Below are 17,578 nucleotides of genomic sequence, written 5' to 3'. Positions count from 1 at the left end.
AGCCGCTGCCCTGGCGCCGTTCTCGCCAAGCGTGCCGCTCGCGGGCGACGTGTCTGCTGCGGGATAAAAACCCTCTGCAATCAATGGCATCGGGATCCAATTGCGCAACAAGTCGCCCTTTGAGCGATGCGTAACGGTTTTGATCCACCAAGGTGACAAAAAACCGTCACCTCAAAACCGTCCGCTTCCCTCCCCTCCAGCACTTCCCCGCCCTATGTCGATATGTGGTTTGGAACTTTCCTCAAGCCCTGTTAAGCGCCCTAACGCTCATAAATCAAGGGCTTTCGGAGTGAACAATGTGCTGGATTTTGCGGAGCGCATAAGTTTTTTTTGGCATAAGCCTTATGAAAAATTCTTCTATGGTTTCCCCCAGAATGTTCTTAGCTCTGTTGTTACAAGCATGAAACGGTTTTCACTATAAATGCCGTCAAATATTTGGCGACTAATAAGCACCATTAGGAATCAGGGAGAGGCACCCATGCGCGTATTAACCCCGCTCTGCAGCGCAATTCTGTTGGCCATGGCCTGCACTTCTCAGGCTCAAGCCATGTCATTGACGGAGGCAATCCAGAGCACCATCGCGACCCACCCGGAGCTGGCGTCGCGTGTAGACAGCCGCCTCTCGGCCGATGAGCAAGTGAAAGTCGCCAAGGGAGGCTTTTATCCATCGGTTGATCTGAATGCCGCCTACGGGCGCGGGTACAGCGATAACACCAACACCCGGGCATTAGGCAATCACCACACCGAAATCCTGACCTACACCCAATCGGAATTGCGTCTGCGGCAGATGCTCTTCGATGGTTTCAATACCGCCAACGAAGTCCAGCGCACCAAAGGCGTGGTCAATTCCCGGGCCTATTACGCTCAAGGTACCGCTCAGGATCTGGCCCTGCGCACCATCGAGGTCTACCTCGAAGTGCTCAAGCGCCGCGAACTGGTGACCCTGGCCACGAACAATCTGCAAGCTCACATGCGGGTCAACGATCAGATCGGTCTGCGCACCCAGCGTGGTATCGGCAGCACCGCCGACTCCGACCAGTCCGTCGCTCGCCGGGCACTGGCGCAAAACAACCTCGATACCGCTGAAGTCGATCTGGCGGATGCCGAGTCGAACTTCTACGCCGTCGTGGGGCGCCTGCCCGATGAACTCGAAGCCCCGCCCTCGACCCGCGGCGAACTGCCCGCCACCCTGCAGGAAGCCCAGCAAAGCATGGTGGAAAACAACCCGTACCTGAAATCCGCCCAGGCCGATGTGCAATCGGCCGAGAGCCAGTACGAAGTTGCCAAGTCGCCGTTCTACCCTCGCTTCGACGCCGAAGCTGCCGTGGGTGCGAACAACAACGTGCAGGGCGATGAAGGCCACGACAACGAGTGGCGAGTCGGCGTGGTGATGAACTACAACCTGTTCCGCGGTGGCAGCGACAAGGCTCGCCTGGCCTCCGATGCGCACCAGATCAACCAGGCGATGGACATCCGCAACAATGCCCTGCGCCAACTCAACGAGAACATTCACCTGGCCTGGAACGCCATGGTCAATGCCAAGAAACAAACCCCGACCGCCCGCGAATACGCGGATACCAGCCGACGTGTGCGCGTGGCGTATCAGGACCAGTTCGGCCTCGGCCAACGCACCCTGCTCGACCTGCTGGACAGTGAAAACGAGCTCTACAACGCCAACCGCCGCTACACCGAAGTGCGCTACACCGAGGAGTTCTCGATGTACCGCGTGCTGGCGAACATGGGTCAGTTGCTGAGCAAACAACGGGTGGTGTTGCCCGCCGATGCGATCGCCTCCACGGAAGTAAAAAACGAAGCCCGTTTGCCTGAACTGAAGTAGGCCTGTGGAGAGATCAATGTGACCAGCATGGAACCCGGCAACATCGGTGTCGATCCGCGCCTGAGCTTCGATGACCCGCTTCTGGACGGTCTGTTGATCCTCTGCAAACTCCACGGCGCGACGGTCAGTCGCGCCAGCCTGAGTGCCGGGCTGCCCCTGAACAAGCAACGTCTGAGCCTGGACCTGCTGCCTCGCGCAGCGGCCCGGGCCAGTTTGCAGGCGCGATTGCTGCGCCGTGAACTGGCGGACATTTCCGCCCTCAACCTGCCTGTGATGCTGATCCTCAACAACGGCCGTACGGCCGTTCTGCGACGCTTCGGCGATGACGGGCAGTTGCTGATTTTGCCGAGCGAAGCCGACGGCGGTGAACAATGGGTCAGCACGGACGAACTGGCCGAGAATTACAGCGGCCAGGCCTTGTTCGCGCGGCCACGGCATGAACTCGAAGACTTGCGCTCGCCGCTGGTGCCGCGGGTTGAAGCGTGGTTTCGCGACACTTTGAAGCTGTCGAAGTGGCTGTACAGTGATGCGATTCTGGCAAGTTTTCTGATCAACCTGCTGGGGATGATGGTGCCGTTGTTCGTGATGCAGACCTACGACCGGGTGGTGCCGAACCAGGCCACGTCGACATTGTGGGTGCTGTCCATCGGCTTGCTGATCGGCACCGGTTTCGAACTGGTATTGCGGGTGGTGCGTGCGCACCTGCTGGACACCGCCGGGAAGAAAACCGACGTGATCCTTTCGGCCACGTTGTTCGAACGCATTACCGGCATGGCGATGAAAGCGCGGCCGGCGACCATTGGTGGTTTCGCCCAAAGCATCCATGACTTCCAGGGCCTGCGGGAATTCCTCACCGCGGTGACGCTGACAAGCCTGATCGACCTGCCCTTTGCCGTGCTGATGCTGGTGGTGATCGGCCTGCTCGGCGGCTGGCTGGTGGTGATTCCGTTGCTGGCGTTTCCGATCACGATCATCTTCGCGATGGTGATCCAGGTGCGCCTGCGCGACACCGTACAGAAAAGCCTGACCCTGGGCGCCGAACGCCAGGCGCTGCTGATCGAAACCCTCGGCGGTCTGGAAACTCTCAAGGCCTGCAGTGCCGAAAGCGAACGCCAGCACAAATGGGAAAGCACCCACGGCGCCCTCACCCGCCTCGACAGCCATGCGCGCAACCTCTCGGCGCTGGCCACCAACGGCACGCTGTTCATCCAGCAATTCTCCGGCATGGCGACCATCGTCGCTGGGGTCTACAGCATCATCGCCGGCAACCTCAGCGTCGGCGCGCTGGTGGCGACCTACATGCTCGGCAGTCGGGTGCTCGCGCCGCTGGGGCAGATTGCCGGTTTGATCACGCGCTATCAGCAAGCGCAACTGACCATGAAAAGTACCGATGCGCTGATGTCCTTGCCGCAGGAACGCGACGCCAAACAACGGCCGCTGGAACGCACGCAACTGCAAGGCGCGATAGACGTCAGCAGTGTAACGTTCCACTACAACGGCCAGAACGCTCCGGCGTTGGCCAACATCAGTTTCAGCGTGAAACCCGGCGAGCGGATCGGCATCATCGGTCGCAGCGGCTCGGGCAAAAGTACGTTGGCGCGGCTGGTGATGGGTTTCTACGCACCGGAAGAAGGCCAGCTGCTGCTCGATGGCCTGGACCTGCGGCAACTGGACGTCGCCGACCTGCGCCAGCAAATCGGTTACGTCGCCCATGACCTGCCGCTGTTAGCCGGCAGCCTGCGCGACAACCTGACCCTCGGCGCACGCTACATCAGCGATTCACGGATGCTCGAAGTCGCCGAACTGACCGGCGTCACCGAGCTGGCGCGTCAGCATCCGCAAGGCTTCGACCGGCCAGTGGGTGAGCGCGGACAACTGCTGTCCGGCGGGCAACGTCAGGCGGTGTTGCTGGCCCGCGCGTTGTTGCTGGATCCGCCGATCATGTTGCTCGACGAACCCACCAGCGCCATGGACAACAGCAGCGAAGACGTTCTGCGGCAAAAACTCCACCGCTGGGTCCAGGGCAAAACCCTGCTGCTGGTGACCCACCGCACCTCGATGCTCAGCCTGGTGGATCGGCTGGTGGTGCTGGACAACGGGCGGATCGTCGCCGACGGTCCGAAGGAAGTGGTCATCGATGCACTGCGCAAGGGCCGTGTCGGCTCTGCGGCTGTCTAGGAGCTAGCCATGGCCCGTTCATCATCCGACGCGTCGCGCTCTAATTCGAAGCCACGCGGCTACTTCGGCAGTTTCAGCAAAAGCGCCGAAAGCGAATTCATGCCCGAAACCGCCGGCGCCTCGTTGCAGGATTCACCACGCTGGTCGCGGATTACCGTGTGGCTGGCGGCTGCGCTGATTATCACCGCGGTGGTCTGGGCCAAGTTTGCGGTGCTTCAGGAAGTGACCATGGGCGAAGGCAAGGCGATTCCGTCGAGCAAAGTTCAAGTGATCCAGAACCTGGAGGGCGGCATCGTCACTGAGATCTTCGTGCGCGAAGGGCAAATGGTGAACAAGGGCGACACCTTGCTGCGCCTCGATGACACTCGATTCCTGTCGAACAAGGGCGAAAGCGAGGCGGATCGTTATGCGCTGATCGCGCAGGTCGAACGGCTGTCGGCCGAAGCGGAAGGCCGGCCATTCAAGCTGTCCCCCGAAGTGATCGCCAAGGCGCCGCAAGTGGCCGAAGACGAGCGCTCGCTGTACGAGCAACGGCAACGTCGACTGGCCAGCGAACAGCGCACCTTGAGTGAGCAACTTCGGCAGAAAACCCAGGAGCTGGCGGAGTTCCGCTCCAAGCAGGGGCAGTTCAGTTCAAGCCTGGCGTTGCTGCAACAAGAGATGAACATGTCCGCGCCACTGGTGGGCACGGGGGCGGTTTCGCCGGTGGAAATTTTGCGACTAAAACGCAGCGCGGTGGAAATTCGCGGTTCATTGAACGCCACGACTCTGGCGATTCCCCGGGCGGAATCGGCGATCAATGAGATCAGAAGCAAGATTGACGAGTCGGAACAATCCTTCCGCTCCGACGCGGCGAAAGAGCTAAATGAAAAACGCACCGACCTGTCGAAAATCACGGCATCGAGCATTGCGATCGATGACCGCGTAACCCGCACCACGGTGGTGTCGCCGGTTCACGGGATTATCAAAGTGCTGAAGGTCAACACCATCGGCGGCGTGGTCCAGCCGGGCAGCGACATGGTGGAAATCGTGCCCATTGAAGGCAACTTGCTGATCGAGGCCAAGGTCCGGCCGCAGGACGTGGCGTTTCTGCACCCGGGGCAGAAAGCCATGGTCAAGTTCAGTGCTTACGACTACACGATTTATGGCGGGTTGAGTGCGAAGCTGGAGTTGATTGGCGCGGACACGATTACGGATGACAAGGGCAACAGCTTCTATTTGATTCAGGTGAGGACGGATAAAAACCACCTGGGTGGCGACATCAAACCATTGCTGATCATTCCGGGGATGGTGGCGACGGTGGATATCATTACCGGGGAAAAAAGCGTGTTGGATTACTTGCTCAAACCGGTGCTCAAAGCCCGGACCGAGGCGATGCGCGAACGTTAGTCTCTGGCCGGGATTTTCTGTGATTGTTCTACCGCTATCGCGAGCAGGCTCGCTCCCACAGTGGATTGCATTTCTTCTGGAGGAACTCGGTCAACTGTGGGAGCGAGCCTGCTCGCGATGAGGCCCGCACAGGCAATGATCATTTCGGCCGATGATTGCGCCGAAAGGTCTCCTCCCCCATCGCCGCAATCTGCCCCTCGATCAACGCTTCGAACGGCCGTAGCAACGGCTCGAAAGTGGTCGGTGCTTCGAGGGTCTGCAACGCCTGAACAATCGCCTCCACCGTCGACAACGCGCCCGGCCCCGGTGCTTTGCGCAATCGATACCTCGACACCCCGCCCTGCGCCAACGTCACCCTCGGCAGCGCCGCCAGCAGCGGGTTGAGGTGCAGCATCTTGCGCGCCTTGCGCCAGGTGCCGTCCGGGACCACCAGCAACAATGGTTGATCAGTAGCCGTGTAAGCCTGCAACGGCTGCGCATCATCGGCAGGAAACAGCAGCCGCGCCTGATAACCCGGCTGATTCAACAATGCCGGCAAATCCTCGAACACTTCGCCCACTATCAACTCGGCATTCTTCAACCCCAACGCCGCCAACCGCGCGGTGTTCAGCGCGTGGTTCACTTCGCTGGGATGCTGCAACAACAGCACTCGGGTGCGGCTGTCGAGGCTCGGGATCAGTGGGCACAAACAGTGAGTTTGCGGGCGCAGGCAGCGCGGACATTGGATTCTGGACATTTTTTCAAGCCTGATTCAGTTGTGCTTTGAGCAGGTCGCGAAAGGTCTGGATCAACGGCTCGCGGCTGCGGCCACGACGCACGATCATCGAAAACGGCGCCTGATAACCGAAAGTCGCCGGCAGCAGCACTCGCAGATCGCCCTTGTCAGCCCACGCCTGGGCGTAATGCTCCGGCAGGTAACCGATGTAGGCACCGGACAGCACCAGAATCAGCTGCGCCTCCATACTTTCCACCGTCGCCGCACTGTGCTTGAAACCGTGGCGTGCCAGTTCCGCCTGGCTCCAGTAGCCGCGGCCAACCATGCGTTGCTGGGTGATGACTTGCTCGGGAATGCGCCGCTCAGTGAACAGCGGATGACGACTGCTGCAATACAACCAGTGTTGCTCGCGGTACAGCGGCATGTAGACCAGACCGCTCATGCGCGTGGAGAACGCGCCGATGGCCAGGTCGAGGCGGTTGTCCTGCACGCCGAGTTGCAGTTCGTAGGGGCTCATCACCGACAAATGCAAATGCACGGCCGGGTGTTCCTGGCTGTAAGCGCCAATGGCTTCGGCGAAGGGTAAGGCCTTGTCGCTGACAGTCGAGTCGATGACGCCGAGGTTCAAGGTGCCGCGCAGTTCGCCCTTGAGCGCCGCGGCGTATTGTTCGAAGCCTTCGAGTTCACCGAGCAAACGCAGGGTTTCCTGGTGAAACAGCTCGCCCTTGCTGGTCAGGCTGAAACCACCGCGGCCGCGATGGCAGAGGACCAGGCCGAGGGCGGCTTCGAGCTGGCTCATGTAAGTGCTGATGGCCGAGGTCGAGAGATTGAGCTCTTGCTGGGCGTTGGCAAACCCCTGATGGCGAACCACGCTGACGAAGATGCGCAACAGTTTCAGGTCGGGTAATGCGTTGGCCATGGGGCTCTCCAGCAAAAACACAGTCAGACATAGAACCCGTAGCAGCTGACGAGCACCGCGAGGCTGCGTTCGGCTGCGAAGCAGTCGTGAAATCAGGCGATGCGGTGTTTCAGAAAATCCTCGCGCTCAGGTTTTACGACTGCTTCGCAGCCGAACGCAGCCTCGCGGTGCTCGGCAGCTGCTACAGGAACACTGCGAGTCTATCGCCGCCGCGACCATTAGTTTAGAAAAATCTGAACTAAGTATTTGTCCGTAGCGATTCTTCCCGGCCACTACATTTCGCAGAATCACCCCACAGCGGTGCCTGCGTCTCCCCGACCTGCGCAACCGACATAAATAAAACAACGACGATGAGGCCTTACCCGTGGACAAGATTCTTCACCAACCACTGGGCGGCAATGAAATGCCGCGCTTCGGCGGCATCGCCACCATGATGCGACTTCCCCATGTGCCAACCGCTGCCGGTCTGGATGCTGCCTTCGTTGGCGTCCCGCTGGACATCGGCACTTCCCTGCGCCCCGGCACCCGTTTCGGACCTCGCGAAATCCGCGCTGAATCGGTAATGATCCGCCCGTACAACATGGCTACCGGCGCTGCGCCGTTCGACTCGCTGTCGGTTGCCGACATCGGTGACGTGGCGATCAACACGTTCAACCTGCTGGACGCGGTACGGATCATCGAAGAGTCCTACCACAAGATCCTCGAACACAATGTGATCCCCCTGACCCTCGGCGGTGACCACACCATCACCCTGCCAATCCTGCGTGCGATTCATAAGAAGCACGGCAAGGTCGGCCTGGTGCACATCGACGCTCACGCGGATGTGAACGATCACATGTTCGGCGAGAAAATCGCCCACGGCACCACCTTCCGTCGCGCTGTTGAAGAAGGCCTTCTGGATCCGGACCGCGTGGTGCAAATCGGTCTGCGCGCTCAGGGCTACACCGCTGACGACTTCAACTGGAGCCGCAATCAGGGCTTCCGTGTGGTTCAGGCCGAAGAGTGCTGGCACAAATCCCTGGCCCCGCTGATGGCCGAAGTTCGCGAGAAAGTCGGCGGCGGTCCGGTGTACCTGAGTTTCGACATCGACGGCATCGATCCAGCGTGGGCGCCAGGCACCGGCACCCCGGAAATCGGTGGTCTGACGACCATTCAGGCGATTGAAATCGTTCGCGGTTGCCAAGGCCTCGACCTGGTCGGCTGCGATCTGGTAGAAGTCTCGCCCGCTTACGACACCACCGGCAACACCTCGCTGCTGGCCGCCAACCTGCTGTACGAAATGCTCTGCGTACTGCCTGGCGTAGTCCACCGCTGAGGATTGGTCGTGAACGAACGTGATCAGGTACTCCAGGCCGCTGCCGATCTGGTAGCCGCCTTTGCCCGTAACGATCGCGAAGCCTACTTCGGTGCGTTCAGCACCGACGCCAGCTTCGTGTTCTACACCCTCGAGCAGCCCCTGCTGTCGCGCGATGCCTATCAGGCGTTGTGGGACACCTGGCGCTCGGAGGATGGCTTCGAGGTGCTTTCGTGCACCTCGAGCAACGCCTTCGTCAGCCTGCAGGGTGACGTGGCGATTTTCATCCATGACGTGGCCACCGAGCTGCGCATGCAAGGGGAGCAACACTTCAGCCAGGAGCGCGAGACGATTGTGTTTCGCCGACAACAACAAGGCCTATGGCTGGCCTGCCACGAACATTTGTCCGCGATGCCGGAAGGGCTGCCAACCCCTTAGCCAAACAGGTGACGCTCACACACGATGAGCGCGCCTTTATGATCGGAGCTGATCATGAATAACAACAACAAAGACCAAAGCCTTACGCACATTGAAACCTACGGGGTCGAACAGATCCCGGACAGCGAACGCACCGCAGGCCCGACGGACTTGTTCCGGATGATCTTTGGGGGTTCCAACACTTTTGCAACCGCCGTACTCGGCAGTTTCCCGGTCCTGTTCGGCCTGTCTTTTCAGGCGGGCGTCTGGGCGATTGTGCTGGGTGTATTGCTGGGTTCGCTGATCCTTGCGCCAATGGGCCTGTTCGGCCCGATTAATGGCACTAACAACGCCGTGTCTTCCGGTGCGCACTTCGGCGTGCACGGGCGGATCGTCGGTTCGTTTCTGTCGTTGTTGACCGCCATCGCCTTCTTCTCGCTCTCGGTGTGGAGTTCGGGTGATGCGCTGATCGGTGGCGCCAAACGCCTGATCGGTCTTCCGGAAACCGACCTGACCCTGGGCCTGGCCTACGGTCTGTTCGCGATCCTGGTGCTGACCGTGTGCATCTACGGTTTCCGCTTCCTGCTGTGGGTCAACAAGATCGCGGTATGGAGCGCCAGCCTGCTGTTCCTGCTGGGCATCTTCGCCTTCATCGGTCCGTTCGATGTGAACTACGCCGGCACCGTCAGCATGGGCCAACCGGGTTTCTGGGCGGCCTTCATCGGCGCTGCGCTGGTCGCGATGAGCAACCCGATTTCCTTCGGCGCGTTCCTCGGTGACTGGTCGCGTTACATCCCGCGTGACACCTCCAAGCGCCGGATCATGGCGGCGGTGGTGATCTCGCAAATCGCAACCTTTATCCCGTTCCTGTTCGGCCTCGCCACTGCCACCATCGTAGCGATCAAGGCACCGGACTACATCGCCGCCAACAACTACGTCGGCGGCCTGCTGGCCGTCTCGCCGAGCTGGTTCTTTCTGCCGGTGTGCCTGATTGCGGTGATCGGCGGCATGTCCACCGGCACCACCTCGCTCTATGGCACCGGGCTGGACATGTCCAGCGTGTTCCCTCGAGTGCTGTCGCGGGTCAAGGCCACGCTGCTGATTGGCGTGATGTCGATTGCCTTCATCTTCATCGGACGCTTTGCGGCGAACCTGGTGCAGAGCGTGTCGACCTTCGCCGTGCTGATCATCACCTGCACCACCCCGTGGATGGTGATCATGATCATCGGTCTGCTGGTGCGTCGCGGCTTCTACTGCCCGGATGACCTGCAAGTGTTCACCCGCGGCGAGAAAGGTGGTCGTTACTGGTTCACGCATGGCTGGAACTGGCGTGGGCTGGGTGCCTGGATCCCGAGTGCTGCGGTGGGCTTGTGCTTTGTGAACCTGCCGGGGCAGTTCGTGGGTCCGCTCGGTGAACTGGCCGGCGGCATCGACATCAGCTTGCCGGTCACCCTTGGCCTGGCGTCGCTGGTGTACCTGGCGCTGCTGAGCCTGTTCCCGGAATCGGCCGCGGTGTTCGGTCCAAACGATTCACGCAGCAAGGGTGCCAGCGCCACGATAAAGCCTGAATTACGTCAGCCCGCCTGACACTGATCTACCTGTGGGAGCGAGACCGGCTTGCCGGCGATGACGGCAGCACATCCAACGATGATGTGACTGCAAGACCGCTTTCGCCGGCAAGCCGGTCTCGCTCCCACAGAGAGCAATTCCACAGAAACGCCTTTGTTTCACCATAAAAAAGACAATCGGAGACACGCCATCATGGCATTGGATTTATTCGTCGTACTCATCTACGCCGCCGCGATGCTGATACTCGGCTACTACGGCATGCGCAAGGCCAAGACCAACGAAGACTTTTTGGTCGCCGGTCGTAACCTCGGCCCGAGCCTGTACATGGGCACCATGGCCGCAACCGTTCTGGGCGGCGCCTCTACCGTCGGCACCGTGCGCCTGGGCTACGTCCATGGCATCTCCGGTTTCTGGCTCTGCGCGGCCCTCGGTTGCGGGATCGTGGCGCTGAACCTGTTCCTCGCCAAACCGCTGCTGAAACTGAAAATCTACACCGTTACCCAGGTGCTGGAAAAACGCTACAACCCGATGGCCCGCTCCGCGAGCGCGGTGATCATGCTGGCGTATGCGCTGATGATCGGCGTGGTCTCGATCCTGGCCATTGGCACCGTGCTGCAAGTGCTGTTCGACCTGCCGTTCTGGCTGTCGGTATTGGTCGGGGGTGGCGTGGTGGTGATTTATTCGGCGATCGGCGGTATGTGGTCCCTGACCCTGACCGACATCGTCCAGTTCGTCATCAAGACCGTGGGCCTGATGTTCATCCTGTTGCCAATCTGCCTGTACCGCGTCGGTGGTTGGGATGAGTTGGTGTTGAAACTGCCGGCAACCGCCTTCAGCTTCACCACGATTGGCTGGGACACCATCATCACCTACTTCATGATCTACTTCTTCGGGATCCTGATCGGCCAAGACATCTGGCAGCGTGTGTTCACCGTCAAGAGCGCCAAAGTGGCTCAGGTCGCCGGTACATTCGCAGGCTTCTACTGCATCCTTTACGGACTGGCCTGCGCCCTGATCGGCATGGCCGCTCATGTGCTGATCCCGGACCTGGACAACGTCAACAACGCCTTCGCCGCCATCGTCAAACTGTCCCTGCCGGACGGTATCCGTGGCCTGGTGATTGCGGCTGCCCTGGCGGCCATGATGTCCACCGCCAGCGCCGGCCTGCTCGCCGCCGCCACCACCCTGACCGAAGACCTGCTGCCGAAACTGCGCGGCGGCAAACAGTCGACGCTGGGCATCAACCGCCTGTTCACCCTGTTGACCGGCATCGTGGTACTCGGCATCGCTCTGGTCGTGAATGACGTGATCAGCGCCCTGACCCTGGCGTACAACCTGCTGGTGGGCGGCATGCTGATCCCGCTGATCGGTGCGATTTTCTGGAAACGCGCAAACACCGCCGGCGCTATCGCCAGCATGGGCATGGGCTTCGCCACCGCGTTGGTGTTCATGTTCAAAGACGGTCTGGATGCCAACACCCCGATCTACTACAGCCTCGGTGTGGGTCTGGTGAGTTTCGTGGTGGTCAGCTTGCTGTCCCCTCGCCCTGCAGCGGTGGCCAGCGCCGCCTAAGCTGAACATAACGACTTGATGCTTTCTTCGACGGGTGTGGCGTCGGTTGCCACACCCGTTTTTTTTCGTCTGGAGAAAAACCTTTGATGAAGATTGTTTCTCGCGATCAGTGGTTCGAAGTGAAACAGCTCAGTGACGGCATTCGCCTGATTCACGAGCCGTACATCCGCCCCTTCTATCGCTGCAACCTCTGGCACATTCAGGGTCGCGACAAGGACTTGCTGCTCGACAGCGGTTCCGGGCTGGTCAGCCTGCGCGAGCAACTGCCGTGGATCACCGAACGGCCGCTTGTAGCCGTGGCCAGTCATTGCCATTTCGACCACATCGCCGGGCATCACGAATTCCCTGAACGGCTGGTGCATCCGGCTGAAGCGGACATCCTCGCCGCGCCGGACGGTGAAAACACCTTGAGCACGGCGTTTGTCGGCGACGAGATGTTCGAGGCGCATCCCGACTGCCCGTTGTGCTACGCCGAATACCGGGTCAAAGCTGCACCAGCCACCGGCCTGATCGAAGAAGGCGACGTGCTGGACCTGGGCAACCGCACGCTGCAAGTGCTGCATACGCCGGGGCATTCACCGGGCGGCATCAGCCTGTACGAAGCCGCGACCGAGACCCTGTTCAGCGGCGACATCATCTACGACGGGCCGCTGATCGAAGACGCCTACCACTCCAACCTCAACGACTACGCCCGCAGCCTGCAGCGTTTGCGCGAGTTGCCGATCCGCACGGTGCATGGCGGGCATTTCGGGAGTTTTTCCGGAGAGCATTTGCGCACGATGATTGACGAGTGGCAGCGCTTGCACGCCTGAAGCCTGCTGGAGAGTCAGGATGACTTCGACGACAACGCGAGCCTGGCGCAATTGGGATTGGATAAAGAAGCAGCCGGTTTTTGATGGAGATCGGAAGACACTAAGCCCGCCCACTCTCTTGAATTCGCCTGGGCCCCTGTAGCAGCTGCCGAGCACCGCGAGGCTGCGTTCGGCGGAGAAGCCGTCGTGAAGTCAGACGATGCGGTGTGTCAGGAAAATCCTGCACGCAGGGTTTACGCCTGCTCCGTCCGAACGCGGCCCGAGCCGAACGCAGCCTCGCGGTGCTCGGCAGCTGCTACAACAACGGCTGCGTTACGTTTACCGGCGACGCTGCTGGCGTCGGCGTTGTTCGTCGTCAGTGCGAATAGGCACAGGTTGCAGAGGCGGTTCGATCAAACCGAGCGCAACACCCAGGTCGTGCAGCCAGTTTTGGATTTTCTCTTTCATGGTGCCCCCTTCAGGGTAGTGCCGAGTGGCCAAAATTCTGTAGCCACTTCGCACTGATAATAGTCCGAAGTCCTACGCAATGCTCGCCCAAAGTCGCAATGATCTGTTACTGAATTGATCAAAATACCTGACCGATAGTTCAAGCCATCGCCCGAGCCTGACTCGGCGCCGACGGATAGATCAATTGTTGCTGCTCAAGCCAGGCGTTCAAGTTTGCCCCGACCATGCCTTTACGCCACATCAGCCACGTGGTGGCACTGGCAAATGGCTCGGCCAACGGATGCACCGCCACGCTTTCGCGGCCCGGCAGGCTGGCGAGCATCGACTCCGACATCAGCGCCACGCCTGAGCCGGCGATCACGCAAGCGAGCATCCCCGGATAAGACTCGATTTCCATCGCCCGGCCCATGGCCGCGTGGTAATGGGAGAACCAGGCTTCCAGGCGCATCCGGTAGGAACAACCCTGCCGAAACGTGAACACCGAGCGCCCTTCCACATCCAGCGCGCTGAGGATCGGCGGGTGATCAGCCTCACTGATCAGCACCAGCCGTTCGTCGCACAACGGCACGCCGTCGAGCCCGGCCAGCTCCAGCGGACCGTCCACCAGCGCCGCATCGAGGCGACCGGTGAGCAAACCTTCAAGCAATTCGCCGCTTGGCCCGGACTGCACTTGCAGGTTCACCGCCGGATAAGTGCGGTGATAACGCGCCAACAACCCCGGCAGATGAATCGCCGCCGTGCTGTACATGGTGCCGAGTACGAAGTCCCCGGCCGGTTGCCCGCCCTGCACCGCCGCTTGAGCTTCGTCGCGCAGATTGAACAACTTGGCGGTGTAGTCCAGCAGGACTTTTCCCGCAGGCGACAACTGCAAACGCTGACGTTCACGCACGAACAGTTCTACACCGAGTTGCTCTTCCAGCTGTTTAAGCCGGGTCGACAGGTTCGATGGCACCCGGTGCAGGCGTTCGGCAGCGCGGGTGATGGAACCCTCCTCCGCTACTGCCTGGAAAATCCGCAATTGGCTGAATTCCACACCTTTCTCCAAATCAGAACAAGTTACTCACTATTATTCATTTTAAAAGAAAGTCAATCAGTCCTAGCCTGACGGTCATTGATCCTCTGCTGGAATTCAGACCATGTCCCCTCTGATTCGCTTACTCGCCAGTTTCATCGCCCTGATGATGGCCATGGGCATCGGGCGTTTCGCCCTCACGCCTCAGTTGCCACACCTGCTCAGCGAAGGTCAGATCGACCTGACCGCCGCCGGTCTGATTGCTGCGGCCAACTACCTCGGCTACTTCGTCGGTGCGGTGGACGCGATGTTCTCTCGCCGCCCCGAGCAAGTCCGCCGGCGTTTGCTGGGCGGTTTATGGCTTTGTGTATTGCTGACGTTGGCCTCGTTCTGGGCCAACGGGTTTTGGTCCCATCTGGTGCTGCGGTTCGGCACCGGCGTGGCCAGCGCCTGGGTGCTGGTGATGATCACTGCGTTGAGCCAGCCGTTGGCCGCGGCGGCCGGTCGCCCACGGCTTGGCGCCCTGGTATTTGCCGGACCGGGTTTGGGGATTTTTCTGACGGGCTTGCTGGCCTTGGGATCGAACCTGCTGGGGCAGACTTCTGCAGTCTTGTGGCTGGTGTATGCCGGTGTCGGGCTGGCGATGCTGCTGGGGATTCTGCCGTTCCTGCCGCAACCGGCCACGAGCGTGGCTGCCGCTCCCAGCGTCGCTGACTCGGGTAATCGTGGCATCGGCCGTTTAGGCGTGGTCTATGGTCTATACGGTTTGGGCTACATCATTCCGGCCACTTTCCTCTCGCAAATGGCCAACGCGCAGTTCCATGGCCAATGGCAGGCCGATCTGTTCTGGCCTTGCTTCGGTCTTGCTTCGGCCATCGGGGTGGTGCTGGTGAGTCTGCGTCGACAACACCCGCAGGGCACTCGTTATTGGCTAATGGCGACGTTGTGGCTGCAAGCCGCCGGGGTCTTCGCCTGCTTGTTGGGCAGCGGCCCAGGCCTGGCCTTGGGCGTGATCCTCTGCGGCACGCCGTTCCTGGCCTGCATGCAATTGGTGATGCAACGTTCCCGGGAGCTGGCGCCCCACGCCACCCAGCGCAACGCCGGGCTGCTGACGGCGTGCTTCGCCGTGGGCCAGCTCAGCGGGCCGTTGCTGGCCGCATTGAGCAGCCACTTCAGCGGTGGTTTGCAGCCCGCGCTGGTGTTCGCCGGCGGTGGTTTGATTGTCGCCGGCGGTCTGTTATTGCGCCCGGTCAGCTCTGCCCAAGGGCTTTGCGCAAGCGACGGCGCACCCACTGCTCAGCGCTGACAAACGTGATACCCAACAACACCAGCACCGCGCCGACAACGAAGTTAAAGCTCAGCTCTTCGCCCAGCAGCACCACGCCGAACGTGACGCCGAACAGCGGCGTCATGAACGAAAACACCGCCAGGTTCGCCGCCAGATAACGGCGCAACAGCCAGAACCAGGTCAGGTAACTGAAGAACGACACCACCAATCCCTGGAACAACACACTGGCCACCGCCACGGTGGTCAGGCTGACGTGGGTGACCTGGCCGCTGAGGATCGCGATCAGCAACAGGCCAACGAAACCGACAATCAATTGATAGAACAGCGTCAGCGTCACCGGCGCTTCCGACAGGCGCGAAGCGCGCACCACCACCGTGGTTGCCCCCCATGACGCGCCAGCCAGCACGCCCAGCGCATCGCCCATCAACATGCGGTGATCGAGGTTGTCCCACGACACCCCGCCGGCAAAGGCGATGGCGATCCCGACGAAGGCGAGGAAAATCCCCAGCCACTGGACCGGCCTTAAACGCTCGCTCGGCAACAGCCAATGAACGCCCAATGCGGTGAAGATTGGCGCGGTGTAAAGGAACACCGACATGTGCGCGGCCGTGGTCAGTTGCAAGCCTTCGGAAATGAAGAAGAACTCCAGGCCAAAAAGCGCGCCAGCCAGTAGTCCACCGCGCCAGGTGTTGCCCACTTGATCCCAGCCGCCTTTCCAGCAGATCAACAGTCCTACGAGCAACGCGGAAATACCCGAGCGCCCGGCGGCTTGCATGACCGGCGCGATGTCTGGCGCCGCCCACTTGATCATCACCTGCTGAACACCCCAGATCAGGCACAACCCAATCATCACTTGCAGGGCAAACCCATCGGCACTGCGCCGGGTGGCGCTCACCGGAACACCTCGACAACACAAAACATGGCAGTCACTCGACAGTAAAAAGCAAAGCCCCGACACAGGGCCGGGACTTTTTCATCACAGTCCAACCCTATGCAATCGCGTCACATGAGGGCGGGTGCGAGGTCAGCTCAGTTCAATGCGATCGGCGTGAATAACGATCTGGCCGTTCTTGTACAACGCACCGATGGCTTTCTTGAAGTTACCCTTGCTGACGCCAAACATACTGCTGATCACCGTCGGGTCGCTCTTGTCGCTGACCGGAAGGCTGCCATTGTTGTCGCGCAACTTGGCGAGAATCTTCGAGTTCAGGCTGGTGGCGGCTTCTTCGCCGACCGGTTGCAGGCTCAAGCTGATCTTGCCGTCGGCACGGACTTCTTTGATAAAGCCCTTCTCTTCTTTACCGGCGCGCATGAACTTGAAGATTTCGTTCTTGTGAATCAGGCCCCAGTGCTTGTTGTTGATGATCGCCTTGAAGCCCATATCGGTGGCTTCGGCAACCAGCAAATCAACTTCCTGGCCAGGGGTGTAGTTGGCCGGAGTCTTGTCGAGGTAGCGGTCCAGACGCGCCGTCGCGGTGATGCGGCGGGTGTGCTTGTCGAGGTAGACGTGCACCACGACATACTCGCCGGCGGTCATCTGACGCTTTTCTTCGGAGTACGGCAGCAACAGATCCTTCGGCAAACCCCAATCCAGGAAAACACCGATGCTGTTGACTTCAACGACTTTTAAACTGGCGAATTCACCGACTTGAACTTTCGGCTTTTCGGTAGTTGCGATGAGTTTGTCATCGCTGTCCAGATAAATAAAAACGTTGAGCCAGTCTTCATCTTCGCTGGGAATATCTTTGGGAATATAACGATTAGGCAGGAGGATTTCGCCATCCGCGCCACCGTCCAGATATAAACCGAAGTTAGTGTGTTTAACCACTTGCAAACTGTTGTAGCGCCCGACTAAAGCCATTTCCAATACCCTCATTGCGTGGGCGGCATTCTACCCGGTTTTGCGGGCCGCGTTCGCTGGCCAGCCCGGTGGCGCAAGAAAATCCTCTGAAGGGCTTAATTTTCCTGGGTTTTACCGCACGCGCCTGGCCGCTCGTCAGGCCGTTCTGGCGATTCTCTCACCTGTCCACCAGGCGAAAAACTGTAATTTTTCATGATCGTTCTTAGTTAAAACAGCAGCTTAGAGGCCTATTCAGAATAATAACTTGTGATTAATTCTTCATCTGCCC

At 60.1% G+C, this 17,578-nt stretch carries 15 protein-coding genes; 9 read left to right on the top strand and 6 right to left on the bottom strand.

What is annotated here, in order from left to right:
• Window positions 1–478 precede the first annotated feature (478 nt).
• The 3 genes from AC3IUE_RS07925 to AC3IUE_RS07915 are packed head-to-tail and all read left to right on the top strand — an operon-like array spanning window position 479 to window position 5,404.
• On the top strand, window positions 479–1,837 hold the full coding sequence (locus AC3IUE_RS07925) for a TolC family outer membrane protein (RefSeq protein WP_056742702.1): 1,359 nt from the start codon (window positions 479–481) through the stop codon (window positions 1,835–1,837).
• 18 nt (window positions 1,838–1,855) lie between these two features.
• Window positions 1,856–4,015 (top strand): type I secretion system permease/ATPase, encoded by a 2,160-nt coding sequence (locus AC3IUE_RS07920; RefSeq protein WP_056742700.1) that lies wholly within the window; start codon window positions 1,856–1,858, stop codon window positions 4,013–4,015.
• Window positions 4,016–4,024: 9 nt separating this feature from the next.
• Complete coding sequence (locus AC3IUE_RS07915; protein WP_489266607.1) at window positions 4,025–5,404, top strand: HlyD family type I secretion periplasmic adaptor subunit; 1,380 nt, start codon at window positions 4,025–4,027, stop codon at window positions 5,402–5,404.
• 139 nt (window positions 5,405–5,543) lie between these two features.
• On the opposite strand, the gene AC3IUE_RS07910 is transcribed toward AC3IUE_RS07915, so the two are convergent.
• The gene (locus AC3IUE_RS07910; protein ID WP_489266605.1) at window positions 5,544–6,140 is read right to left on the bottom strand and encodes a tRNA-uridine aminocarboxypropyltransferase; all 597 of its coding nucleotides are present in this window, start codon (window positions 6,138–6,140) and stop codon (window positions 5,544–5,546) included.
• 4 nt (window positions 6,141–6,144) lie between these two features.
• The gene (locus AC3IUE_RS07905; RefSeq protein WP_007945995.1) at window positions 6,145–7,038 is read right to left on the bottom strand and encodes a LysR family transcriptional regulator; all 894 of its coding nucleotides are present in this window, start codon (window positions 7,036–7,038) and stop codon (window positions 6,145–6,147) included.
• A 364-nt stretch (window positions 7,039–7,402) separates the two neighbouring features.
• Between AC3IUE_RS07905 and speB the strand changes: the two genes are divergently transcribed.
• From speB to AC3IUE_RS07880, 5 genes are all read left to right on the top strand, one after another.
• Window positions 7,403–8,353 carry an agmatinase gene (gene speB / locus AC3IUE_RS07900; protein WP_008153224.1) on the top strand — a complete coding sequence of 317 codons (951 nt, stop codon included), beginning with the start codon at window positions 7,403–7,405 and terminating at the stop codon, window positions 8,351–8,353.
• Between the two features lie 9 nt (window positions 8,354–8,362).
• Complete coding sequence (locus AC3IUE_RS07895; RefSeq protein ID WP_008153222.1) at window positions 8,363–8,770, top strand: YybH family protein; 408 nt, start codon at window positions 8,363–8,365, stop codon at window positions 8,768–8,770.
• Between the two features lie 54 nt (window positions 8,771–8,824).
• Complete coding sequence (locus AC3IUE_RS07890) at window positions 8,825–10,336, top strand: purine-cytosine permease family protein (protein WP_489266601.1); 1,512 nt, start codon at window positions 8,825–8,827, stop codon at window positions 10,334–10,336.
• Between the two features lie 174 nt (window positions 10,337–10,510).
• Complete coding sequence (locus tag AC3IUE_RS07885; protein WP_150655037.1) at window positions 10,511–11,890, top strand: sodium:solute symporter family protein; 1,380 nt, start codon at window positions 10,511–10,513, stop codon at window positions 11,888–11,890.
• A gap of 86 nt (window positions 11,891–11,976) precedes the next feature.
• On the top strand, window positions 11,977–12,702 hold the full coding sequence (locus AC3IUE_RS07880) for an MBL fold metallo-hydrolase (RefSeq protein ID WP_489266598.1): 726 nt from the start codon (window positions 11,977–11,979) through the stop codon (window positions 12,700–12,702).
• Window positions 12,703–13,020: 318 nt separating this feature from the next.
• On the opposite strand, the gene AC3IUE_RS07875 is transcribed toward AC3IUE_RS07880, so the two are convergent.
• Window positions 13,021–13,149, bottom strand: coding sequence for a PA1414 family protein (locus tag AC3IUE_RS07875; protein ID WP_007914492.1), 129 nt, complete (start codon window positions 13,147–13,149; stop codon window positions 13,021–13,023).
• 139 nt (window positions 13,150–13,288) lie between these two features.
• Window positions 13,289–14,182 (bottom strand): putrescine utilization regulator PtrR, encoded by an 894-nt coding sequence (gene ptrR / locus AC3IUE_RS07870; RefSeq protein WP_461997367.1) that lies wholly within the window; start codon window positions 14,180–14,182, stop codon window positions 13,289–13,291.
• Window positions 14,183–14,285: 103 nt separating this feature from the next.
• Between ptrR and AC3IUE_RS07865 the strand changes: the two genes are divergently transcribed.
• A complete protein-coding gene (locus AC3IUE_RS07865) occupies window positions 14,286–15,467 on the top strand; it encodes an MFS transporter (RefSeq protein WP_489266595.1) in 1,182 nt (393 codons plus the stop codon).
• On the opposite strand, the gene AC3IUE_RS07860 is transcribed toward AC3IUE_RS07865, so the two are convergent.
• Window positions 15,412–16,344: a DMT family transporter gene (locus AC3IUE_RS07860; RefSeq protein ID WP_046048101.1), complete on the bottom strand. Its 933-nt coding sequence runs from the start codon at window positions 16,342–16,344 to the stop codon at window positions 15,412–15,414. The two genes, AC3IUE_RS07865 and AC3IUE_RS07860, sit on opposite strands and share 56 nt — an antisense overlap.
• 129 nt (window positions 16,345–16,473) lie before the next feature.
• Entirely contained in the window at window positions 16,474–17,310 is an 837-nt protein-coding gene (locus AC3IUE_RS07855; RefSeq protein ID WP_033056115.1) for a CvfB family protein, read from the bottom strand.
• Window positions 17,311–17,578: the final 268 nt, after the last annotated feature.

Source organism: Pseudomonas sp. GL_093 (assembly GCF_057837605.1).
The sequence above is the reverse complement of the archived record's forward strand: the minus strand, read 5'-3'. Positions and strand labels throughout refer to the sequence as shown.